General features: G+C 69.6%; 18 protein-coding genes and 1 tRNA gene. 12 read left to right on the top strand and 7 right to left on the bottom strand.

Annotated elements, in window-relative coordinates; translation table 11 throughout:
- The first annotated feature begins 43 nt into the window (after positions 1-43).
- Positions 44-814 (top strand): squalene/phytoene synthase family protein, encoded by a 771-nt coding sequence (locus T8T21_RS05140; RefSeq protein ID WP_322337060.1) that lies wholly within the window; start codon positions 44-46, stop codon positions 812-814.
- Here the strand turns inward: T8T21_RS05140 and T8T21_RS05135 are convergent.
- Genes T8T21_RS05135 through cobA form a run of 3 tightly spaced genes read right to left on the bottom strand, consistent with a single transcriptional unit; the run spans position 798 to position 4,187 of the window.
- Positions 798-2,033, bottom strand: a complete 1,236-nt coding sequence (locus tag T8T21_RS05135; RefSeq protein WP_322337059.1) for an MFS transporter — start codon at positions 2,031-2,033, stop codon at positions 798-800. The two genes, T8T21_RS05140 and T8T21_RS05135, sit on opposite strands and share 17 nt — an antisense overlap.
- Before the next feature lie 31 nt (positions 2,034-2,064).
- A complete protein-coding gene (locus tag T8T21_RS05130; protein ID WP_322337058.1) occupies positions 2,065-3,336 on the bottom strand; it encodes a cobyrinate a,c-diamide synthase in 1,272 nt (423 codons plus the stop codon).
- Positions 3,336-4,187 carry a uroporphyrinogen-III C-methyltransferase gene (gene cobA, locus T8T21_RS05125; protein WP_322337057.1) on the bottom strand — a complete coding sequence of 284 codons (852 nt, stop codon included), beginning with the start codon at positions 4,185-4,187 and terminating at the stop codon, positions 3,336-3,338. Before cobA ends, T8T21_RS05130 begins: the two co-directional genes overlap by 1 nt.
- 83 nt (positions 4,188-4,270) lie before the next feature.
- On the opposite strand from cobA, the gene T8T21_RS05120 reads away from it, so the two are divergent.
- The 8 genes from T8T21_RS05120 to pgi all read left to right on the top strand — a co-directional run bounded on the left by T8T21_RS05120 (position 4,271) and on the right by pgi (position 11,992).
- Positions 4,271-5,320 carry a cobalt-precorrin-5B (C(1))-methyltransferase gene (locus T8T21_RS05120; protein WP_322337056.1) on the top strand — a complete coding sequence of 350 codons (1,050 nt, stop codon included), beginning with the start codon at positions 4,271-4,273 and terminating at the stop codon, positions 5,318-5,320.
- The gene (locus T8T21_RS05115; protein WP_322337055.1) at positions 5,317-6,048 is read left to right on the top strand and encodes a cobalt-precorrin-6A reductase; all 732 of its coding nucleotides are present in this window, start codon (positions 5,317-5,319) and stop codon (positions 6,046-6,048) included. The genes T8T21_RS05120 and T8T21_RS05115 overlap by 4 nt, the downstream gene beginning before the upstream one ends.
- Entirely contained in the window at positions 6,030-6,674 is a 645-nt protein-coding gene (locus T8T21_RS05110; protein ID WP_183469549.1) for a DNA-3-methyladenine glycosylase family protein, read from the top strand. Before T8T21_RS05115 ends, T8T21_RS05110 begins: the two co-directional genes overlap by 19 nt.
- Entirely contained in the window at positions 6,671-7,339 is a 669-nt protein-coding gene (locus T8T21_RS05105; RefSeq protein WP_183469548.1) for an alpha/beta hydrolase, read from the top strand. Before T8T21_RS05110 ends, T8T21_RS05105 begins: the two co-directional genes overlap by 4 nt.
- 186 nt (positions 7,340-7,525) lie before the next feature.
- On the top strand, positions 7,526-8,110 hold the full coding sequence (locus tag T8T21_RS05100) for an HNH endonuclease (protein WP_183469546.1): 585 nt from the start codon (positions 7,526-7,528) through the stop codon (positions 8,108-8,110).
- A gap of 127 nt (positions 8,111-8,237) precedes the next feature.
- Positions 8,238-9,689, top strand: coding sequence for a glucose-6-phosphate dehydrogenase (gene zwf, locus T8T21_RS05095; RefSeq protein ID WP_183469543.1), 1,452 nt, complete (start codon positions 8,238-8,240; stop codon positions 9,687-9,689).
- Positions 9,690-9,717: 28 nt separating this feature from the next.
- Positions 9,718-10,389 carry a 6-phosphogluconolactonase gene (gene pgl / locus T8T21_RS05090; RefSeq protein ID WP_183469541.1) on the top strand — a complete coding sequence of 224 codons (672 nt, stop codon included), beginning with the start codon at positions 9,718-9,720 and terminating at the stop codon, positions 10,387-10,389.
- Position 10,390: 1 nt separating this feature from the next.
- Positions 10,391-11,992, top strand: a complete 1,602-nt coding sequence (gene pgi, locus T8T21_RS05085) for a glucose-6-phosphate isomerase (RefSeq protein WP_322337054.1) — start codon at positions 10,391-10,393, stop codon at positions 11,990-11,992.
- A gap of 144 nt (positions 11,993-12,136) precedes the next feature.
- Here the strand turns inward: pgi and T8T21_RS05080 are convergent, their stop codons facing one another.
- From T8T21_RS05080 to T8T21_RS05070, 3 genes are all read right to left on the bottom strand, one after another.
- Positions 12,137-12,484: a RidA family protein gene (locus T8T21_RS05080; protein WP_183469537.1), complete on the bottom strand. Its 348-nt coding sequence runs from the start codon at positions 12,482-12,484 to the stop codon at positions 12,137-12,139.
- 38 nt (positions 12,485-12,522) lie between these two features.
- Positions 12,523-12,596 (bottom strand) — tRNA-Gly (locus T8T21_RS05075).
- Between the two features lie 53 nt (positions 12,597-12,649).
- A complete protein-coding gene (locus T8T21_RS05070) occupies positions 12,650-14,698 on the bottom strand; it encodes an ASKHA domain-containing protein (protein WP_322337053.1) in 2,049 nt (682 codons plus the stop codon).
- A gap of 180 nt (positions 14,699-14,878) precedes the next feature.
- On the opposite strand from T8T21_RS05070, the gene guaB reads away from it, so the two are divergent.
- The 3 genes from guaB (at position 14,879) to T8T21_RS05055 (ending at position 19,880) form a co-directional block, all read left to right on the top strand.
- The gene (gene guaB, locus T8T21_RS05065) at positions 14,879-16,327 is read left to right on the top strand and encodes an IMP dehydrogenase (protein WP_322337052.1); all 1,449 of its coding nucleotides are present in this window, start codon (positions 14,879-14,881) and stop codon (positions 16,325-16,327) included.
- Positions 16,328-16,349: 22 nt separating this feature from the next.
- Complete coding sequence (locus T8T21_RS05060; RefSeq protein ID WP_322337051.1) at positions 16,350-17,513, top strand: RsmB/NOP family class I SAM-dependent RNA methyltransferase; 1,164 nt, start codon at positions 16,350-16,352, stop codon at positions 17,511-17,513.
- Between the two features lie 90 nt (positions 17,514-17,603).
- Positions 17,604-19,880 (top strand): ATP-binding response regulator, encoded by a 2,277-nt coding sequence (locus tag T8T21_RS05055; protein ID WP_322337455.1) that lies wholly within the window; start codon positions 17,604-17,606, stop codon positions 19,878-19,880.
- 76 nt (positions 19,881-19,956) lie between these two features.
- Here T8T21_RS05055 and T8T21_RS05050 read toward each other — a convergent pair whose 3' ends face one another.
- On the bottom strand, positions 19,957-20,940 hold the full coding sequence (locus tag T8T21_RS05050) for a glucokinase (RefSeq protein ID WP_322337050.1): 984 nt from the start codon (positions 20,938-20,940) through the stop codon (positions 19,957-19,959).
- Positions 20,941-20,943: the final 3 nt, after the last annotated feature.

The following is a 20,943-nucleotide window of genomic DNA, read 5'->3' as shown; positions in this document are numbered from 1 at the left end:
GGCGCGGCATGCGAGGTTTCGCAATGATGACGGAGGGGCGCGCATGAGCGTCGAGGCCTGCGCCGGGCTGGTTCAGCGCGGCGATCCGGATCGCTTTCGCGCCGCCATGGCCGCGCCCGTGTCGGCGCGGTCCAGGCTGTTCCCGCTCTACGCCTTCAACCTCGAGGTAGCGCGCGCGCCCTTCGTCACCAAGGAGCCGATGATCGCCGAGATGCGGCTGCAATGGTGGCGCGACGTGGTCGAGCAGATCGCGGGCGGCGGGCCGGTGCGCGCCCACGAGGTGGCGACGCCGCTCGCACAGGTCGCGCGCGAGGCGAATCTGCCCGAGGCTGCGCTCGACGCGCTTGTCGCGGCGCGGCGCTGGGACATCTACGCCGATCCCTTCGAGGATCAGGCTGCACTCGATGCCCATCTCGACGCCACGGCGGGCGGGCTGATGTGGCTTTCGGCCAAGGCACTCGGCGCGCAAGACGCCGAAGAGGCCGCGATCAGGCAGATCGGTTTCGGACATGGCGTGGCGCTGTGGCTGATGGCGATTCCGGGTTTCGAGGAGCGCAACAAGCGGCCCCTCGTCGATGGGCGGCCGGAGGCGGTGCGCGACTTCGCGCGGCGCGGCCTCGATGCGCTCAAGCAGGCGCGTGGCACCCGGATCACCGGTACGGCGATCCCCGCGCTGCGGGCCGCTTGGCAGGCCGAAGCGGTGCTGAAACGCGCAGTGGCCGAGCCGCGCCGCGTGGCCGAGGGGCGGCTCGCCCCGGGGCCGGCGACGGCCAGTGCCGGTCTCGCGCTGAAGGCAGCTACGGGGCGTTGGTAGCGAGCCGGCGACGGCGCAGCCGCAGCCAGAACAGCGCCCCGCCGGCCAGCGCCAGCGCCGGGAAGACCGCCGTGTTGACCGAGATCCAGCCCTGCGCCGGCAGCCCGCCCGAGCAGTTCATCAGCCCGCCAGAGGACAGCGAGGCGAGCGTGACGAAGCCGAACACCGCCATGTCGTTGAGCCCCTGGACCAGTCCGCGCTCCTCGGCCCGATGCGCGGCCGTCAGCATCGCGGTGGCGCCGATGAAGCCGAAGTTCCAGCCCAGCCCGAGCAGGACGAGATCGCCGTAGAACATCGGCAGGCCGGTTCCCGTCAGCCCGGTGAGCGCCGCGAAGCCCAGCAGCGCCAACCCGGCGGCGACGACGTTCGAGGCGCCGAACCGCGCGATCAGGTGGCCGGTGAAGAAGGACGGCAGATACATTGCCAGCACATGCGCCGAGACGATGTCGTTGGCATGATCGCGCCCGTGACCCATGCCGACGACCGCGAGCGGGGTCGAGGTCATCACGAGGTTCATCATGCCGAAGGCCACCATGCCGCACAGCATGGCCACCAGGATCTCGGGCTCGCGCAGCAGCGTCCGGCGGGAGCGGGCCGGAGACGGCGCCACCTGTGGATCGGTCGGGCTGCCCGTCGGCAGATCGAGGCCGAGGAACAGCAACAGTCCGCCGAGATTGAGCAGCATCACCGCGAGGTAGCTGCCGAGGAAGGGCAGCGCGAAGGCGTCGAGCACGACCTTGTTGAGTTGCGGCCCGATGATCGCCGCGCCGAGGCCGCCTGCCATCACCCAGGAGATCGCCTTGGGTCGGAACGCGTCCGAGGCGCTGTCGGCGGCCGCGAAACGGTAGAAGCCCTGCGCCGACATGTAGATGCCGGTGACATAGGAGCCGAGCAGCAGCAGCGCGAAGGAGCCCGCGAAAAGCCCGGCGATGGCGAGCGCCGCGCCCAGCGCGCCTGCAAGCCCGCCGATGACGAAGCCCGCGCGCCGTCCGCACCGCTGCATCAGTAGCGAGAGCCAGGGCGCCGTGGTCATCGACCCGAACACGATGAGCGAGATCGGCAGGGTGGCGAGGCAGGGGGTGGGCGAGAGTTCCGCGCCGACCAGCCCACCGATCACGAACAAGATCGGCATCTGCGCCCCCAGGATCGCCTGCGCGGCGGCGAGGATCGCGGTGTTGCGGCGGGCGCGACGGTCGTCGGTGATGGGTGCTGATGTCATGCAATACCGGTAACTTCCCGGCGCGCTGCTGTCACGCCCGGTCGATCAGATGCGCGAAGGAGCCGCAGACCCGGTCGCGACGAAGCCCCATCGGCGGCAAGGCCATGCCCTCGGCATCGACCGCCTCGAAGAGCGGTGTCCCCTTGGCCGAGAGGGTCGTGGCATAGTGGAACTCATGCGCCGCCCAGCAGCCGGCGAAAGGACCGTGACTGGTCTCCACCCTGCGGTACCCCAGATGCAGTCGCCGCCGCTCGAACGAGGTCGCGAGGTCGAGCAGGCCGGCCATCCGGTGCGCATGGCCTTCGGCATCCGTCAGGGTCTCGCCGAGGGTCATGTATCCACCGCATTCTCCATATATATTAGATACATGTGAGGCGCTACGAAGGCTCTGCATGAAGTTCTGCGCCGCTGCCAGCCGACCGGCATGCAGCTCCGGATACCCCCCCGGCAGAAGCACCAGATCGGCCGCAGGGACCACCTCGTCGGCCAGCGGTGAAAAGGTCGCAATCTCCGCGCCCTGTGCTCGCCAATCCTCGAGCAGATGCGGATAGGCGAAGGCAAAGGCGGCATCGCGCGCGAGGGCGATGCGCTGCGCCGGAGGCGGCGTGCGCGGGCCCGAGGCCGATCGGCGGGGCGCTGCGCGCGCGGCCAGCGCCAGAACCGAATCGAGGTCGATATGCGCCGCGACCAGATCGGCAGCGCGATCGAGAAATGCCTCGAGATCCTGCCGCTCTTCGGCCTGCACCAGCCCCAGATGCCGAGAGGGATGTGCAATGCCTTCGGTGCGCGGGAGGGCGCCGAGGACCGGCATGCCGATCGCATCGAGGGCTCGGCGCAGCATTGTCTCGTGCCGAGGCGAGCCCACGCGGTTCAGGACCACACCGCCGATTCGCACTTCCGGGTCGAACCGCGCGAAACCTGCCACAAGCGGCGCGACCGACTGCGCCATCCGCGCGGCATCGACGACGAGCAGCACAGGCAACCCCAGTAGCCGCGCGAGATCGGCGCAGGCACCGCGCCCGTGGGGCGGGGCGCCGTCGAACAGGCCCATCGCCCCTTCGACCACGAGCGTTTCCGGCCCGGCGGCCAGCGCCCGCAGCCGGTCCTCGCTCATCGCCCAGGCGTCGAGATTGACGCATTCCGCCCCGCAGGCGGCGGCGTGAAATCGCGGATCGATATAGTCGGGCCCGGATTTTGCACCCCTGATCGCCAGACCCCGCCGCGACAGCGCCCGCAGCAGGCCGAGCGTCACCGTGGTCTTGCCCGCACCCGAGCTGGGTGCGGCGATCAGCAGGCCGGGCATCAGCCCTGCTCGGCGGGCCGTCCGCGCCGCAGCGGGTCGAGATCGCGCGGCGCCGCACCTGCGAGTTGATCCTGCCAGTCGAGCACCTGCCGCATCAGGGCGGCGCGGCCGATGCAGATGATCGCGGGCGGCTCCAGCCGGCTGTCGGCGATGTCTGCGGCCATGCGATCGAGGCGGGTCTCGAGGACCTGCTGCGCGGGTGTCGTGGCGCCGGCGACCACCGCCACCGGCTCCGCCGGATCGCGACCGGCGGCGAGCAGGGCGCCTGCGATCGCGCCGGCATGCTTCATCCCCATGTAGATCACGATCACCTGGCTGCCGCGCGAGATCGCCGCCCAGTCGAGCGAGGAAGGGGTGGCGCCTGACTGGTCGTGGCCGGTGACGAAGGTGACCGACTGGTTCACGTCGCGATGGGTGACCGGTATGCCAGCATAGGCGAGCCCGCCGATCCCGGCGCTGATGCCGGGGATGATCCGCAGCCGCACCCCGTGCTGCACCAGCGTCTGCGCCTCTTCGCCGCCGCGGCCGAAGACGAAGGGATCGCCGCCCTTGAGCCGCAGCACCCGGCGCCCGGCCTGCGCCAGTTCGACCAGACGCAGCGAGATGTCGCGCTGCTTGGCAGACGGCTTGCCGCCGCGCTTGCCGGCATAGATCTTCTCGGCCTCGGGCGCCCAGTCGAGGATGCGCTCATCCACCAGCGCGTCATAGACGATGGCGTCGGCCTGACGCAGCGCGTTGAGCGCGTGCAGGGTCAGCAGGCCCGGATCGCCAGGTCCCGCGCCGCAAAGCCAGACCCAGCCTGGTTCGAGAGTGGGCCACTGGTGATCGGGGAGGGAGATCGAGTCGGTCATGGGATCGTTATTGCCGCGCGCCGGGCGCGTGGAAACCCCGGATGCGCTTTCCACCCCCATCGCGCCCGCCTAATGTCGCCTTCATGAGCGAGACCGCCCCCCTTCGACGCGGCTGGACCACCGGTGCCTGCGCCGCCGCCGCCACGCGTGCGGCGCTGATCCGGCTATGGGGCGGCGATTGGCCGGAGCAGGTTTCGATTACGCTTCCACGCGGCGAAACGCCTGTTTTTGCCGTGACCCACCGCGCCGAGGGCGAGGGCTGGGCCGAGGCGGGGATCATCAAGGATGCCGGGGACGACCCGGACGTGACCCATGGCGCGCTGATCGTCGCGCGGGTGCGCGGCGCGCCGGGCGGCGTGACCTTCCAAGCGGGCGAGGGCGTGGGAATGGTAACGAGGCCTGGCCTCCCGATTCCGCCGGGCGAGCCCGCGATCAACCCGGTGCCCCGCGCGATGATGGAGGAGGTCGTGGCCGAGCTGGCCGCCGAACAGGCCCGCGCGCCGGATATCGAGATCACCATCTCCGTGCCCGGCGGAGCGGAGCTGGCGGCGCGGACATGGAACCCGCGCCTGGGCATCACCGGCGGGCTGTCGATCCTCGGCACCACCGGCATCGTGCGTCCGTTTTCCTGCGCGGCCTGGATCGCCTCGATCCAGCGCGGCGTCGATGTCGCGCGGGCCGCGGGGCTCGGCCATGTGGCGGGCTGCACCGGCGCGACCTCCGAAAAAGTCGTCCAATCGCTGCACGGCCTGCCCGATCACGCGATGCTCGACATGGGGGATTTCGCGGGGGGGATGCTGAAATACTTGACGAAGCACCCGGTGCCCCGCGTCACCATCGGCGGCGGGATCGGCAAGATCACCAAGCTCGCGCAAGGCGCGGTGGACCTGCATTCCTCGCGCAGTCAGGTCGATTTCGCGGCGCTGGCCGAGCTGGCGGGGGTGCCGGGCATCGCGGAGGCCAACACCGCGCTGGAGGCATCGCGTCTCGCGCCGGAGCTCGGCCAATGTGTCGCCGAGACGGCGCTTGCGCGGGTGACTGAGCGGTTCGGCACGGCCCATGACGGCAGCCGGATCCGCTTCGACGTGGTGGTGATCGACCGGGCGGGCGCAATATTGGGCCGCGCCTCGTGACGCTGCTCGTGCTCGCCGGCACGCGCGAAGGGCGCGAGATCGCGACCGGTCTCGCTGCGCGGCGCCTGCCGGTCCTAGCCTCGCTGGCAGGCCGCACGCGGCGGCCGCTCGATCCGGGCGTGCCGGTGCGGACGGGTGGCTTCGGCGGTGAGGAGGGGTTCCGCACGGCGCTGCGCGACCATGGCATCACCGCCGTGATCGACGCCACGCATCCCTTCGCCGAACACATCACGGCGCGCACCGCCCGGATCTGCCGCGAGGATGGCGTGCCGTATCTGCTCGTGCGGCGGCCCGGATGGACGCCGGGGCCCGGCGACGACTGGACCCGGATCGCGCGCGAGGCGGATCTTGCGACCCATGTGCCGCGCGGAGCGACCGTCTTTCTCGCCACGGGACCGCAACGGCTCGCGGCCTTTGCCGGGCTCGAGGGGCGGCGGGTGCTGTGTCGCAGGATCGATCCGGCGCCGGGGCCGTTTCCCTTCGAGGAGGGGCAATGGGTGGTCTCGCGCCCGCCCTTTACCCTCGCGGACGAGACGGCGCTGCTGTCGCTGATGGGCGTGGACGTGCTGGCGACCAAGGATTCGGGCGGCGAGGACGGCCGGGCCAAGCTCGACGCGGCGCGGGCGCTGGGGGTGAAGGTGGTGCTGCTCGACCGGCCGCCGCCGCCCGAAGGGGCACGCGTGGTCGAGACGGTGGAGGCGGCATTGCAATGGGCGGAGGGGCTGTGACGGAACGGATCATCACGCATGAGGAGGACGTGGCCGAGGGCGCGGCCTGGCTCGCGGCCAACACCGATCATTTCGGGCGGCTTTTGGAGATCACGGGGCCGCTGCCGCTGCGCCGCACGCCCGATGGCTTTTCGCAGCTCGCCTCGGCGATCGTCAGCCAGCAGGTTTCGACCGCCTCGGCCCGCGCGATCCGTGGGCGGCTGGAGGCGGCCGACCTGATGCGGCCGGAGACCATCGCCACTGCCGAGGACGAGGCACTGCGCGCCTGCGGCCTGTCCCGCCAGAAGATGCGCTACCTGCGGGCCTTGGCGGCGTCGGGAATCGATTTTGACGGATTACGGCGCGCGCCGACGCAAGAGGTCGTCTCGACCCTCACCGCCGTCACCGGCGTCGGTGTCTGGACCGCCGAGATCTATGCCATGTTCGCGCTGGGGAGGGCGGATGTCTTCGCGCCGGGCGATCTGGCACTGCAGGAGGGGGCGCGGCATTTGCTGGGCCTCGAGGAGCGTCCCAAGGAGCGCGCGCTGCGCGAGATTGCCCTGCAATGGTCGCCCTGGCGCGCGGTTGCGGCGCGGGGGCTGTGGGAATACTACCACCACGTGAAGGGCAGGGAAGGAATCCTATGACGCGCGCATTGCAATCGGGCCGGGTGGAGCCGCTCAGCGGCGAGATGCGCTCGGCCGTGATTTTCCTGCATGGCTACGGCGCCAACGGTGCCGACCTGCTGGGGCTGGCCGAGCCGCTGGCCGAGCACATGCCGGACACGCTGTTTCTCGCGCCCGACGCGCCTGAGGCCTGCATCGGCGCGCCGATGGGCTTCCAGTGGTTCCCGATCCCGTGGATCGATGGATCGAGCGAGGAGGAGAGCCGCCAGGGCCTCCAGCGCGCCGCCGAGGATCTCAACGCCTTTCTCGATGGCGTCATGGTCGACGAGGACCTGCTGCCCGAGCAGGTGATGGTCGTGGGCTTCTCCCAGGGCACGATGATGGCGCTGCACGTGCTGCCGCGTCGCGAGGATCCGATCGCCGGTCTGGTGGCCTTCTCGGGGCGGTTGCTCGAGCCCGAGCTTCTGGCCGACGAGGTGCAGAATCGGCTGCCGATCCTGCTGGTACATGGCGACATGGATGAGGTGGTGCCGCCGCAATCGCTGCCCGAGGCCGCGCAGGCGCTGCAGGAGGCCGGTTGGACCGATCTATACGCGCATGTGATGAAGGGCACGGCGCATGGAATCGCCCCCGACGGGCTCGAAGTGGCGCTGGCCTTCATGCGCGAACGTCTCGGCATCGCCTGAAAACCGGGCGTCCGCGCCCCGTCTTCGTCATATCGCTGTCACCCGGCGCGGTCATGCTGATCGCGGCGGCACCACGACCTTGAGACTTGTCAGACTCGAGCCGCCATATATAGTCGAGATACGGCAGGAGCGGGGCTCCCGCTCTGGTCGTCCGGCACGGGCTGCGAGAGTGAGGACGGACTCATCATGCAAGGCGATTTCAGAACCGAGTTCGTGCGCGATCCCGTTGCACTCCGGCAGCATCCGGCGCTGGTGCTCAACGCGGATTTCCGGCCGCTCTCCTACTACCCGCTGTCATTGTGGCCGTGGCAGGAAGCGATCAAGGCCGTGTTCCTCGACCGGGTCGACATCGTCGCCGAATACGACGCGGTGGTGCATTCGCCCTCCACGGTGATCCGAATACCCTCGGTCGTGGTCCTCAGAGATTTCGTCAAACCCCAGAAGCGCGTGGCATTCACGCGCTTCAATCTTTTTTTGAGGGACGGTTTCTGCTGCCAGTACTGCGGCGCGCGCGGGGATCTGACCTTCGACCACGTGATCCCGCGGGCGCGGGGCGGGGTGACGAGCTGGGAAAACGTCGTCGCCGCCTGCGCGCGCTGCAATTTGCGCAAGGGATCCAAAAGCCTGCGCCAGTCGGGGCTGAGCCTCAAGCGGCCGCCGCGCCGCCCGGGTGCGGAGGAGCTGCGCGACAGCGGCCGCCGCTTCCCCCCGAACCATCTCCATGCGAGCTGGGTCGACTACCTCTACTGGGATGCCGAACTCGAAGCCTGAACCCGCCGAAGGGCCGATCGGGTTGCGGTGTCGACGCCGATGCCTAGACTGCGCGCGAAGCCGCCGTTAAGAGGGCGGCGTTAGCGCTAACTGCACGGCCTCAGCGGCCGCCCAGACGGAGACAGCCATGGTATCGCGCGTCATCCCGGTCGACAGCTTCGACCTCGTCATTTTCGGCGGCACCGGCGACCTCGCCCGGCGCAAGATCCTGCCGGGCCTGTTCCGCCGCTTCCGCTCCGGCCAGATGCCGGCCGAGGCGCGCATCATCGGGGCCGCGCGTTCCGAGATGGACGATGCGGGCTACCGGCAGATGATCCGCGAGGCGATCGCCGAGTTCGGCTCCGAGGAAAAGCAGGACACGGCGGGCATCGACGCCTTCGTCGAGCGGCTGCACTACGTCGCGATCGACGCCACAGGCGAGGGCGGCTGGCACCAGCTGCGCGATCTGATGCGCGACGGCGTGATCCGGGCTTTCTACTTCTCGGTCGCGCCCTCGCTCTTCGGTGCGCTGGCCGAGCGGCTGCACCAGCACGGCATCGCCGACGCCTCGAGCCGGATCGTGGTCGAAAAGCCCTTCGGCCGCGACCTCGCCTCCGCCAAGGCGCTCAACGCGACGCTGGCCGAGCATTTCGACGAGAGCCAGATCTACCGGATCGACCATTATCTCGGCAAGGAAACGGTTCAGAACCTGATGGCCGTGCGCTTCGGCAACGTGCTGTTCGAGCCGCTCTGGAACTCGCATTACATCGACCACATCCAGATCACCGTGGCCGAGACCGTGGGCGTCACCGGACGCGGCAGCTACTATGACAAGTCGGGCGCGATGCGCGACATGGTGCAGAACCACCTGATGCAGCTGCTGTGCCTGATCGCGATGGAGCCGCCCTCGATCTACGATGCGGACACCGTGCGCGACGAGAAGCTCAAGGTGATCCGCGCGCTGCAGCCCGTGGAGCCACACCAGATCGTGCGCGGCCAATACGAGGCTTCCGCCGAGGGCCCCTCCTATCGCGAGGATGCCGAGAACCCGCGCAGCTTCACCGAGAGCTTCCTCGCGCTCAAGTGCCACATTGCCAACTGGCGCTGGGCCAAGGTGCCGTTCTACATCCGCACCGGCAAGCGCATGAAGGCGCGCTCCTCCGAGATCGCCGTGGTCTTCAAGGATCTCGGCCATACCATCTTCGAGGGCGACACCGCCCGGCATCGCAACATCCTGTCGATCCGGCTGCAGCCGAATGAGGGGATGGATCTGCAGGTGACGATCAAGGAGCCGGGCCCGGGTGGCATGCGCCTCGTCGACGTGCCGCTCGACATGACTTTCGCCGACGCGCTGGGCCCCGACCAGGACGCGCCCGACGCCTATGAGCGGCTGATCATGGATGTGATCCGTGGCAACCAGACGCTGTTCATGCGCGGCGACGAGGTCGAGGCCGCCTGGGCCTGGACCGACCCGATCATCGAGGGCTGGGAGGCGCGCAACGACGTGCCCAAGCTCTATGACGCCGGCAGCGCCGGGCCTGAGGACGCGATGATGCTGATGCATCGTGACGGCCGCCGCTGGCGCGAGATCAAGGGCTGAGGCCCCGAGAGACCGAAAGGAACCCGCGATGGAATTCGTCGAATACGCCGATTCCGAGATGATGATGATCGACCTCGCCGACCGGTTGGCGAGTGAGCTGCGCGCGGCGATCGCCGCCGATGGACGTGCCAGCCTCGCGGTGCCCGGCGGCACCACGCCGGGGCCGATCTTTGACACGCTCTCGGCGATCGGGCTCGACTGGGACAAGGTGCACGTGATGCTCACAGACGAGCGTTGGGTGCCCGAGGACAGCGAGCGGTCGAACACCGGCCTGCTCAAGCGGCGGCTGTTCACCGGCGCCGCGGCGGCCGCGCATTACCTGCCGCTCTACGCCCCGGCCGAGCGTCCCGAGGAAAAGCTCGACGCGCTGCAGGAGGCGCTGGCGCCGCATCTGCCGCTGTCGGTGGTGCTGCTCGGCATGGGCGCCGACATGCACACCGCCTCGATCTTTCCCGGCGCCGACCAGCTCGACGCGGCGCTCAACGGCGACGCGACGCTGGTGGCGATGCGCGCGCCCGGCGCCCCCGAGCCGCGCATCACGCTGTCGGCCAAGGTGCTGAACGACGCGATGCGCCGCCATATCGTGATCATCGGCGCCGAGAAGCGCGCCGCGTTGGAAAAAGCGCAGGGGCTGAGCCCCGAGGAGGCGCCGGTGGCAGCCGTCCTCAAGGGCGCGACCGTGCATTGGGCGGAGAGCTGAGATGTGGGATGATCTGAAGAGCAGGCGCGCGGCCATTGCCGAGCGCCGGATCGAAACGCTGTTCGAGGACCCGAACCGCGCGCGCGACTTCTCGGTCAGCGCGCTGGGCATGTTGTTCGACTACGCCAAGACCAACATCGACGCCGAGACCCGCGACGCGCTGATCGCGCTCTTGGACTCGCGAGACGTGGCGGGCCGCCGCGAGGCGATGTTCTCGGGCACGCCGATCAACGAGACCGAAGGCCGCGCCGTGCTGCACACCGCCCTGCGCAACCTCGACGGCGCGGCGGTGACGGTGGAGGGGCAGGACGTGATGCCCGAGGTGCTCGACACGCTGGAGCGCATGGAGGGCTTTGCCCGCGCCGTGCGCTCGGGCGAGTACCAAGGGCAGGGCGGCGCGATCACCGACGTGATCAACATCGGCATCGGCGGCTCGGATCTCGGGCCGGCCATGGCCGCGATCGCGCTCAGGCCCTATCACGACGGGCCGCGGCTGCATTTCGTCTCGAATGTCGACCCGGCCGACATTCACGACACGCTCTCGGCCTGCGACCCGGCGACGACGCTGGTGATCGTCGCCTCGAAGACCTTCACCACCATCGAGACGATGACCAACGCCCGGACCGCCAAGGCGTGGATGGGCGAGGTGGTCTCCGATACCGGCGCGCAATTCGCCGCGCTGTCGACCGCCGCCGACAAGACCGCCGATTTCGGCATCGCGCCGGACCGTGTCTTCGGCTTTGCCGACTGGGTCGGCGGGCGCTACTCGATGTGGGGCCCGATCGGGCTGTCGCTGATGATCGGCATCGGGCCGGAGGCATTCCGCGCCTTCCTGCGCGGCGGTCAGGCAATGGACACGCATTTCCGTGCTGCCTCCTGGCAGGAAAACATGCCGGCGATGCTGGCGCTGGTCGGGATCTGGCACAACCAGGTGCTGGGCCACGCGACCCGCGCCGTGCTGCCCTATGACAACCGCCTTGCGCGTCTGCCCGCCTATCTCCAGCAGCTTGAGATGGAGAGCAACGGCAAGCGGGTCTCGATGGATGGCGAGGATCTCGGCTACGAGAGCGGCCCGGTGGTCTGGGGCGAGCCCGGCACCAACGGCCAGCACGCCTTCTACCAGCTGATCCACCAGGGCACGCGGGTTGTGCCTTGCGAGTTCCTCGTCGCCGCCGAGGGGCACGAGGAGGGGCTGGAGCACCAGCACCGCCTGCTGATCGCCAACTGCCTCGCGCAGTCCGAGGCGCTGATGAAGGGCCGCGATCTCGACGAGGCACGCGGCAAGGTCGCGGGCAAGTTCGAAGGCGCGGAGCTGGAGCGTCAGGCCAAGCATCGCGTGTTCCCGGGCAACCGCCCCTCGACCACGCTGGCCTATCCCAAGCTCGATCCCGAGACGCTGGGCAAGATCATCGCGTTGTACGAGCACCGGGTCTTCGTCGAAGGCGTGGTCTTGGGCATCAACTCCTACGACCAGTGGGGCGTGGAACTGGGCAAGGAGCTCGCGACCGCGCTGCAGCCGATCGTCGACGGAGAGCGGAGCGCCGACGACAAGGATGGCTCCACCGCACAGCTGGTGGGCTTCCTGCGCGCCAACGGCGCCTGACCGCAGAAGGGCGCCTGAGCGCCCTGCGAGGCAACGAAAAAGGGGCGGCCGCCAAAGCGTGCCGCCCCTTTTTCTCGTGCAGAAGCGAAGCGCCCTGTCAAAGCTCGTCCCGCGCCGGCTGGTGGGCGCGGGACGGGCGACGTGTCAGATCGCGGCGGTGACGATGATTTCGACGAGGTGCTCGGGCGTGGCGAGCTTGGCTTCGCCGGTCCAGCGGGCCGGGGCACAGCCCTCGGCGACCCAGGGCTCCCACTCGGCGTTCATGTCGGCGAAGAACGCCATGTCGGACAGCCAGATCTGCGCGGTCAGCAGCTTGGTCTTGTCGGTGCCGGCGAGGCCGAGCAGCCGGTCGATCTCGGCCAGGATTTCGCGGGTCTGGGTGCGGGCGTCGTTGCCCGGCGTGCCGATCTGACCGGCAAGGTAGGCGATGCCGTTATGGACAACCGCCGCGCTCATGCGGGCGTTGGATTCGATGCGCTTGATATCGGCCATGTCTGGTTTCCCCTCGGATATATGCAGGCGGGAGGGGATGGAGCGGGTAACGGGAATCGAACCCGTAACTGAAGCTTGGGAAGCTTTCGTGATACCTTTTCACCATACCCGCGCGCTCTGGCCCCGAGGTAGCCGCGCCGACCGCCCTCGTCAAGCGGCGATCGCTCAGTCGCGCGCCCGCCGCCGCCGGCGCCCGCCACTGCCCTCGCCGCCGCCATTGGCGTTGAAGGAAGGCTCCGGCAGGGGCTGTGTCGCGCGCAGCCCGGCAAAGGGCGCGGTGGCATGCGGGATGGCGTTGGCGGCGACGAAATGCTCCTGGAAACGCGGCTCGATCGCGGTCTCGACCTTGGTGATCTCGCGGACCAGCACCTCGACCTCGCGCCGCGCCGCGCGCGAACACAGCGCGATCCGCGCCCCGGTCCCGGCGGCGTTGCCCGCGCTGGTCACGCGTTCGACCGGCACGTCGGGAATCATCCCCAGCACGAGGGCGTGCTTGGGGCTGATATGCGCGCCGAAGGCCCCGGCCAGCACCACCCGGTCGACCGCCTCGACGCCGCGCTCGTCCATCAGCAACCGCGCGCCCGCATAAAGCGCCGACTTGGCGAGCTGAATCGCGCGGATGTCGCCTTGGGTCACGGTGATGCGCGGCCCGCCCGCCTCCGCGCCGTCATGGATCAGATAGGCATGGGTCCGGCCTTCGGCGATCATCCGGTTGGTGCCGGTCTGCTCGGCCGAGCCGATCAGGCCGCGCGCGTCGACGAGACCCGCGATGCGCATCTCGGCCACCGCCTCGATGATGCCCGAGCCGCAGATACCGGTGACGCCGCCCGGTCCGACCGCCTCCCAGAAGCCGTCCTCGTCGGACCACTTGTCGCAGCCGATCACGCGGAAGCGCGGCGCCTTGGTCTCGGGGTCGATGCGGATCGCTTCGATCGCGCCCGGCGCGGCGCGCTGCCCGCTCGAGATCTGCGCGCCCTCGAAGGCCGGACCGGTGGGCGAGGAGCAGGCCAGCACCCGGGCCCGGTCACCAAGCAACAGCTCGGCATTGGTGCCGACATCGACGATCAGCACCAGATCGTCCGACTGGTCCGGCCGTTCCGACAGCGCCACCGCCGCCGCATCGGCGCCGACATGGCCGGCGATGCAGGGCAGCGCGTAGACCTGCGCGCCCGCATTGATCGCCCCGAGGTCGAGATCGCGGGCGGGCAGGGACACCGCGTCGGAGGTGGCCAGCGCGAAGGGCGCCTGGCCCAGCTCGACCGGGTCGATGCCCAGCAGCAGGTGGTGCATCACCGGGTTGCATACGAATACCGCCTCGACGATGTCGCGCGGTTCGATGCCCGCCTCTTCGGCCAGCCCGCGCGCCAGATCGTCGATGGCCGCGCGGACCGCCGTGGTCATCTCGGCGGCGCCGCCCTCGTTCATCATCGAGTAGCTGACCCGGCTCATCAGGTCTTCGCCGAACCGGATCTGCGGGTTCATGATTCCGGCCGAGGCCTCGACATGGCCATCCTCGAGCGAGGTCAGATGCGCGGCGATGGTGGTCGAGCCGAGATCGATGGCAAGCCCCCAGAGCGGCGCGTCGCGAAAGCCCGGCCAGAGATCGACGATGCGCGGTGGCTCCGTCTCCGCGCCCTGATGCACGGCGAGCGTCACCTCCCATTCGCCCTTCCTGAGCGCCTGCTGCAATTTGGCCAGCACGGCGGGGGCGGCCGTCGCGCCCTCGATCCGCCATTGCCCCGCCAGCGCCTCGATCAGGCGCTCCAGGTCGCCGCGCGGCTCGTGCATGTCGGGCTCGGGCACCGAGACGAAGTAGCGCCGCGTCGCCGGGTCCATCTCGATCGGGCGGGCATCGGCGTTCTTGCGCACCACCTGCCGGTGCACCTGGCTCTCGGGCGGCACGTCGAGCACCACGTCAGAGCAGATCTGCGCCTGGCAGCCGAGGCGGCGCCCGGGCTTGAGCCCGCGGATCCGGTCATAGCGCTCTTCGACAGCGTTGATGCCGCTCAGCGCATCCTCGGCCACGGTCACGCCATGCTTGTCGAACCGACCCTTGCCGGGGCTGACCTGGCACTTGGAGCAGATGCCGCGCCCGCCGCAGACGCTGTCGAGATCGACGCCAAGGCGGCGCGCGGCGGTCAGCACGGTGGTGCCGGCGGGCACCCGGCCGCGCTTGCCCGAGGGGGTGAAGATGACGAGCGGGTCCTGGGTCATGGCGGGCCTTTCGAGGGCGGCGGTCGTTTGCGCGGACCATAGGCGATTGCGCCCCGAGGGAAAGGGTGCGCGGGCGGCAGGTGGCGACGCCAAAGCGACGCGCCGCTTTCTCCCTTTCCCCCCGGGAAGATCGGTGCGATAGGGACGTGCCAAACGAAGCATCCCAAAGGAGTGGTCCCGATGGAGATTCGCGAGGCTCTGACCTTCGATGACGTCCTGCTGGTTCCCGCAGCATCGAGCGTCCTGCCGTCCACGGCCGACACACGCACCAAGGTGACGCGCGAGATCGCGATGAACATCCCGCTCCTGTCGAGCGCGATGGACACCGTGACCGAGGCGCGCATGGCGATCTGCATGGCCCAGTCGGGCGGCATCGGCGTGGTGCACCGCAACTTCACCGTCGACGAGCAGGCCGAGCAGATCCGTCAGGTCAAGCGTTTCGTCTCGGGCACGGTCTACAACCCGATCACGCTGCGCCCCGAGCAGACGCTGGCCGACGCGCGCAAGCTGATGGAGCAATACTCCATCACCGGCTTCCCGGTGGTCGATGGCGAAGGCCGCGTGGTCGGCATCGTCACCAACCGCGACATGCGTTTCGCCGCCGATGACGCGACCCCGGTCAAGGCGATGATGACCGCCGACAACCTCGCCATGCTGACCGAGCCCGCCGATCTCGACGTGGCGCGCAACCTGATGAAGGAGCGCCGGATCGAGAAGCTGCTCGTCACCGACAAGGAGGGCCGCCTGACCGGTCTCCTGACGCTCAAGGACAGCGAGCAGGCGGTGCTCAACCCCTCGGCCTGCAAGGACCGGCTCGGCCGTCTGCGCGCCGCCGCCGCCTCGACCGTGGGCGATGCAGGGTTCGAGCGCTCCATGGCGCTGGTCGATGCCGGCGTCGACATCGTGGTGATCGACACCGCGCATGGCCATTCCGAGGGCGTGGCCAAGGCGGTCGAGCGGCTCAAGCGCGAGGCGGGCGACGTGCAGGTGATCGCCGGCAACGTCGCGACCGGCGAGGCGACGCGCGCGCTGATCGGCGCCGGCGCGGACGCGGTCAAGGTCGGCATCGGGCCCGGCTCGATCTGCACCACGCGGATGGTGGCCGGCGTCGGCGTGCCGCAGCTCACCGCGATCATGGATTGCGCGCAGGCCGCCGGCGACGTGCCGGTGATCGCCGATGGCGGCATCAAGTTCTCGGGCGATTTCGCCAAGGCGATCGCCGCGGGCGCCTCCTGCGCCATGGTCGGCTCGATGATCGCAGGCACCGACGAAAGCCCGGGCGAGGTGATCCTCTACCAGGGCCGGACCTTCAAATCCTATCGTGGCATGGGCAGCCTCGGCGCCATGGCCCGTGGCTCGGCCGACCGCTACTTTCAGAAGGACGCGGCCTCCGACAAGCTGGTGCCCGAGGGCATCGAGGGGCAGGTGCCCTACAAGGGCACGGCAGCAGCGGTGATTCACCAGCTGGTCGGCGGCCTGCGCGCGGCGATGGGCTATACCGGCCATCCGACGGTCGACTCGATGCGCGGCAACTGCAACTTCGTGAAGATTACCGGCGCCGGCCTCAAGGAAAGCCACGTGCACGACGTGCAGATCACCCGCGAGAGCCCGAACTACCGGATCGGGTGAGGCGGGTGGCGGAGAGGCTTCCATGACCCCGGCGGCGCGGGTCGCCGCTGCCATCGGCGTGCTCGATGACTGCCTGTCGGGGATGCCGGTCGAGAAGGCGTTGCTGCGCTGGTCGCGCGCAAGCCGCTTCGCGGGGTCGAAGGACCGCGCGGCGGTGCGCGACCATGTCTTCGACGGCTGGCGTCGCCGCCGGTCCGCTGCGCATGCGGGTGGCGCCGAAACCGGACGTGGCATCATGATCGGCCTGCTGCGCCAGCACGGGGTCGAGCCGGAGACACTGTTCACCGGGCGCGACCACGCCCCGGTGTCGCTCGATGCAGATGAAATGCACCTGTCCACCGAGCCGGCGGCGCCGGCCGTGGCGCATGATCTGCCGGACTGGCTCTGGGACTGCTTCCTCGAGGATCTGGGCGAAGCCGGGCCGGACGCGGCGCAGGCGTTGCGCGACCGAGCGCCGGTTTTCCTGCGGGTCAATCCCCGTCGGGGTGATCAGGCAGCGGCAATCGCGAGCCTCGCGGCCGATGGGGTCGAGGCGGTGGCCCATCCTGACGTCGCAGGCGCGCTGCGCGTGGTGTCCGGCGGCCGTGCCGTGGCGCGGAGCCGCGCCTATGCCGATGGCCTCGTGGAGTTGCAGGACGCCGCCTCGCAGGCGGCGATGCTGCGACTGCCGCTGCGCGACGGGCAGCGCGTGCTCGACTTCTGCGCGGGCGGCGGCGGCAAGGCGCTGGCGCTGGCTGCGCGGGCGCGGATCGAAGTTGCGGCACATGACGCCAACCCGACCCGAATGCGCGACATACCGGCCCGGGCAGAGCGCGCCGGGGTGCGCATCGACGTGATCGAGCGGGTGGGCAAGCGAAAGGCCGATCTCGTGCTGGTCGACGCGCCCTGTTCCGGCAGCGGCACCTGGCGGCGCGACCCCGAAGGCAAATGGCGGCTCGACCCGGCGGGGCTGGCGGCGCTGGTCGACCTGCAGGCAGAAATTCTCGATCAGGCGGCGGTGTCGGTGGCCGCCGATGGCGTCCTCGCCTACGCGACCTGTTCGGTGCTGCGCGCCGAGAACGACGCGCAGGCAGAGGCATTCCTGCGTCGCAATCCCGGCTGGCGGCTGGCCGATCGCGCCCAATGGCTGCCTGGGCCCGGCGGCGACGGGTTCTTCCTCGCGCGGTTCGAACGAACCCCCACTTAGCTCTTTACCGGGCGTTAGGCATTTTGGCCCCTTCTGGATGCATTGGCATCCGAGGAGGGTGAGGTGGTCGAAATCGATCTGCCGGCGGGCATGTCCGACGAGGGCGTGGCCCTACCGAGCCCGGGGCAATTGGCTTCGATCCTGGGCGCGGCGACGCTGTCGTTGGCCGGAGCGGCGCTCACGCCTGACGGTTACATGGCGCTGTCGCTGTTGCTGGTCGGCTCGACGCTGGCCTGCGTCGCCGCGATGTTCGCGCTGCGACGACTCGATCGGCTGCGGCGGCGCCGTCAGATGGTCCGGCTCGGGCAGCGCATCCTCGGGCCGGACATGGTCCCCGGCTTCCTGAGCGATGCGCAGGGTGTGATCCTCGACTGCAATCCGGCCGCGGCGCAGCGTTTCGGCGGGCGCGGCGGCAGCCTGACGACCGCGCTCTCGCAGCATTTCGCGGCGCCCGGCCGCACGCTGACCCGGCTGCGCCAGAGGGCGATGCGTGAAGGCTCGGCGCAGGACATGGTGGCGACCCGCAGGGGCCATCTGCGCATCACCGTCAGCGGGCTGGGCGCAGGGACGTATCTGTGGCGGGTCGAGGATCTGTCCGAGCGTCCGGGCACCGGACGCGCCGCCGACGCTCTCGGCCTGCCGATGCTCACGGCCGGGCCGTCGGGCACGATCCTGTACATGAACGAGGCCTGCCGGGCGCTGATCGGCGGCCGGGCCCGTACGCTCGAGGCGGTGTTCGAGCGGTTGCCGGTCGCACCGGGGCAGGTGCAACAGGTGAACGGCGTCTCCGGCCCCGTCGATACGCTGGTGGCCGAGATTCCTGCGGCGGGCGGCCGGAGGGAGATCTACCTGCTGCCACCGCTGTCGCCCGCGCGCTCCGGCGGCGCCGGTTGGAGCGAGGTCGAGATCCTGCCGGTCCCGCTGCTGCGGCTGGATCGGCAGGGACAGCTGCTTGGCGCGAACCGGGCCGCACGGACGCTGCTGCCGGCAGCGGAGCCCGGGGCAAGGCTGTCGGACCTTCTCGAGGGGCTGGGGCGTCCGCTCATCGACTGGCTCGCCGAGGCGGCGGAGGGGCGGGCCGTTCCGGGCCCGCAATTTCTCAAGGGGCGCGGACCCCAGCAGGACCGGGTGCTGCAGGTCACTCTGGGTGAGCCGGACGAGGAGGGGTGTCTGGTCGCGGTGCTGCACGACGCGACCGAGTACAAGTCGCTCGAAGCGCAGTTCGTACAGGCCCAGAAAATGCAGGCGATCGGCCAGCTCGCCGGTGGCGTCGCGCATGATTTCAACAACCTGCTCACCGCCATCTCGGGGCATTGCGACCTGTTGCTGCTGCGCCATGACAAGGACGATCAGGATTATGGCGACCTGATCCAGATCCACCAGAACGCCAATCGCGCCGCCAGCCTCGTCGGCCAGCTTCTTGCCTATTCGCGCAAGCAGAACCTGATGTTCGAACAGATCGACCTGCGCGACACGCTCTCCGACCTGACACATCTGCTCAATCGGCTGGTGGGGGAGAAAGTGGTGCTTTCGCTCAACCATGACCCGGATCTGTGCCAGGTCCGCGCCGACCGGCGCCATCTCGAACAGGTGGTGATGAACCTCGTGGTCAATGCTCGCGATGCCATGCCCGAGGGGGGCGAGATCCAGGTCGAGACGGACAATTTCGATCTCGAACGACCGCTCGAACGCGATCGGGCAGTCGTGCCGGCCGGACTATGGGTGCGGATCCGGGTAACCGACCAGGGTTGCGGTATCCCGGCCGAGAAGCTGCCCAAGGTGTTCGAGCCCTTCTACACCACGAAGCGCCCGGGCGAGGGCACGGGGCTCGGCCTCTCGACCGCCTATGGCATCGTGAAGCAGAGCGGCGGCTACATCTTCGTCGACAGTGAGCCAGAGCGCGGAAGCTGCTTCACCCTGCTGCTGCCGGGACGCGATGCCGCGCCCGAGAGCGTCGGCACCACCACTCCCGAGCCCCCCAAACCCATCACCCGCCGCAGCGACGGGGTGGTCCTTCTGGTCGAGGACGAGGCCCCGGTGCGCGCCTTCGCGGCGCGGGCGCTTCGGCTGCGGGGGCTGACCGTGATCGAGGCCGAGGACGCCGACGCCGCGCTGTCGATCCTGTCCGACCCGGCGTTGAAAGTGGACATCTTTGTCACCGACGTCATCATGCCGGGCAAGGATGGGCCAACCTGGGTGCGCGAGGCGCTGGTCGAGCGGCCCGACACTCAGGTGGTGTTCGTCTCAGGCTATGCCGAGGACACCTTCGCCGAGCAGCAGGCCGAGATTCCGAACTCGGTGTTCCTGCCGAAGCCGTTCTCGCTGACCGACCTGGCCACGACGGTGCAGACGCGGATTGCCTGCTGAGGCCAAGATCGAGGCGGCACATTGCTGGGCTGCGAGGGTAGCCCCAGTGCCGTTCAGGCACCGGGGCAGGGGCGGCTCAGCTCGCCGTACCGGGCAGGATCAATCCGTTCAGGTGGGCCGCACAGCCGATCAGGGCGGCATAATCGTCCTCGATCACCGCCACGCCGAAATTGCCCATGAAGCCTGCGAAACGCCCCTTGTCGCGGAACGCCTCCGCGAAGCCGAATTCGCGCAGATAGGGCGCGATGGCGCGCGAGACGCCGCCGACCAGATAGACACCACCGAAGGGCAGCTGGATCAGGGCGAGGTTTCCGGCCGTGACGCCCAGCATCCGCACGAAGACGCGCGCGGCCTCGACGGCGCGCGGATCACTGCGATCGGCGCAGCCTTGCATGATCGCCGCCGCCGATTTCTCGACCGGCGCGCCGGCCTCGGTGCCGAGCCAGGCATAGACCCGTTCCAGCCCGCGGCCCGACAACACGTCCTCGACCGCCGGAAAGCCATGCGCGGTCGAGACGAACTGTGCCAGCCGCAGATCGGCCTCGCTGTTGACCGGCAGGTTCACGTGACCCGATTCCGACGGCGTCACGTAACGACCGTCCTCGGTGTCGAAGACCGGCGTCGCGTTGAAGCCGGTGCCGACGCCGATCACCAGCTTGGCGGCGTGGGGGGATGCCTCCGGGAAGGGGATGATCTCGCGGATGTTGGCCTCGGCCACATGGCCCAGCGCGTGGCCCTGGGCCTGCAGGTCGTTGAGGATGGCGACGTGCTCGGCCCCGGTGGCGCGGACCAGCGTCGTCTTGTCGATGGTCCAGTCGAGATTGGTCATCGTCGCCCGGCCGTCGCGGACCGGCCCCGCCACGGCGACGCATGCGCCGATGCAGTCGACCTCGCCTTCCTCGGCGATGAAGCGGCGCAGCACGGATTCGAGGCCGGGATATTCGGCGTTGGAATAGCGCCGGATCGTGTCTTCACGGATCTCCAGCCCGCGTGCCAGCGCCACGCGGGTGTTGGTGCCGCCGATATCGGCGACCAGGGAATAGGCGTTGTCGGGGTGCATGGC

Origin of the sequence: Limimaricola variabilis (assembly GCF_034371605.1) — a bacterium.
Classification (GTDB): Bacteria; Pseudomonadota; Alphaproteobacteria; order Rhodobacterales; family Rhodobacteraceae; genus Limimaricola; species Limimaricola variabilis.
Note: the sequence above shows the minus strand (reverse complement) of the source record. Positions and strands in the feature narration are given on the sequence as shown.

What these genes read in the sequence shown, in the direction of transcription:
- T8T21_RS05055 (WP_322337455.1), top strand. Translation starts at nt 17,604, where the DNA reads ATGTCCGACGAGGGCGTGGCCCTACCGAGCCCGGGGCAATTGGCTTCG.
- T8T21_RS05105 (WP_183469548.1), top strand. Translation starts at nt 6,671, where the DNA reads ATGACGCGCGCATTGCAATCGGGCCGGGTGGAGCCGCTCAGCGGCGAG.
- T8T21_RS05120 (WP_322337056.1), top strand. Translation starts at nt 4,271, where the DNA reads ATGAGCGAGACCGCCCCCCTTCGACGCGGCTGGACCACCGGTGCCTGC.
- T8T21_RS05110 (WP_183469549.1), top strand. Translation starts at nt 6,030, where the DNA reads ATGGGCGGAGGGGCTGTGACGGAACGGATCATCACGCATGAGGAGGAC.
- T8T21_RS05140 (WP_322337060.1), top strand. Translation starts at nt 44, where the DNA reads ATGAGCGTCGAGGCCTGCGCCGGGCTGGTTCAGCGCGGCGATCCGGAT.
- pgi (WP_322337054.1), top strand. Translation starts at nt 10,391, where the DNA reads ATGTGGGATGATCTGAAGAGCAGGCGCGCGGCCATTGCCGAGCGCCGG.
- pgl (WP_183469541.1), top strand. Translation starts at nt 9,718, where the DNA reads ATGGAATTCGTCGAATACGCCGATTCCGAGATGATGATGATCGACCTC.
- T8T21_RS05130 (WP_322337058.1), bottom strand. Translation starts at nt 3,336, where the DNA reads ATGCCCGGCCTGCTGATCGCCGCACCCAGCTCGGGTGCGGGCAAGACC.
- cobA (WP_322337057.1), bottom strand. Translation starts at nt 4,187, where the DNA reads ATGACCGACTCGATCTCCCTCCCCGATCACCAGTGGCCCACTCTCGAA.
- T8T21_RS05080 (WP_183469537.1), bottom strand. Translation starts at nt 12,484, where the DNA reads ATGGCCGATATCAAGCGCATCGAATCCAACGCCCGCATGAGCGCGGCG.
- T8T21_RS05060 (WP_322337051.1), top strand. Translation starts at nt 16,350, where the DNA reads ATGACCCCGGCGGCGCGGGTCGCCGCTGCCATCGGCGTGCTCGATGAC.
- T8T21_RS05100 (WP_183469546.1), top strand. Translation starts at nt 7,526, where the DNA reads ATGCAAGGCGATTTCAGAACCGAGTTCGTGCGCGATCCCGTTGCACTC.
- T8T21_RS05135 (WP_322337059.1), bottom strand. Translation starts at nt 2,033, where the DNA reads ATGACATCAGCACCCATCACCGACGACCGTCGCGCCCGCCGCAACACC.
- T8T21_RS05050 (WP_322337050.1), bottom strand. Translation starts at nt 20,940, where the DNA reads ATGCACCCCGACAACGCCTATTCCCTGGTCGCCGATATCGGCGGCACC.
- T8T21_RS05070 (WP_322337053.1), bottom strand. Translation starts at nt 14,698, where the DNA reads ATGACCCAGGACCCGCTCGTCATCTTCACCCCCTCGGGCAAGCGCGGC.
- zwf (WP_183469543.1), top strand. Translation starts at nt 8,238, where the DNA reads ATGGTATCGCGCGTCATCCCGGTCGACAGCTTCGACCTCGTCATTTTC.
- guaB (WP_322337052.1), top strand. Translation starts at nt 14,879, where the DNA reads ATGGAGATTCGCGAGGCTCTGACCTTCGATGACGTCCTGCTGGTTCCC.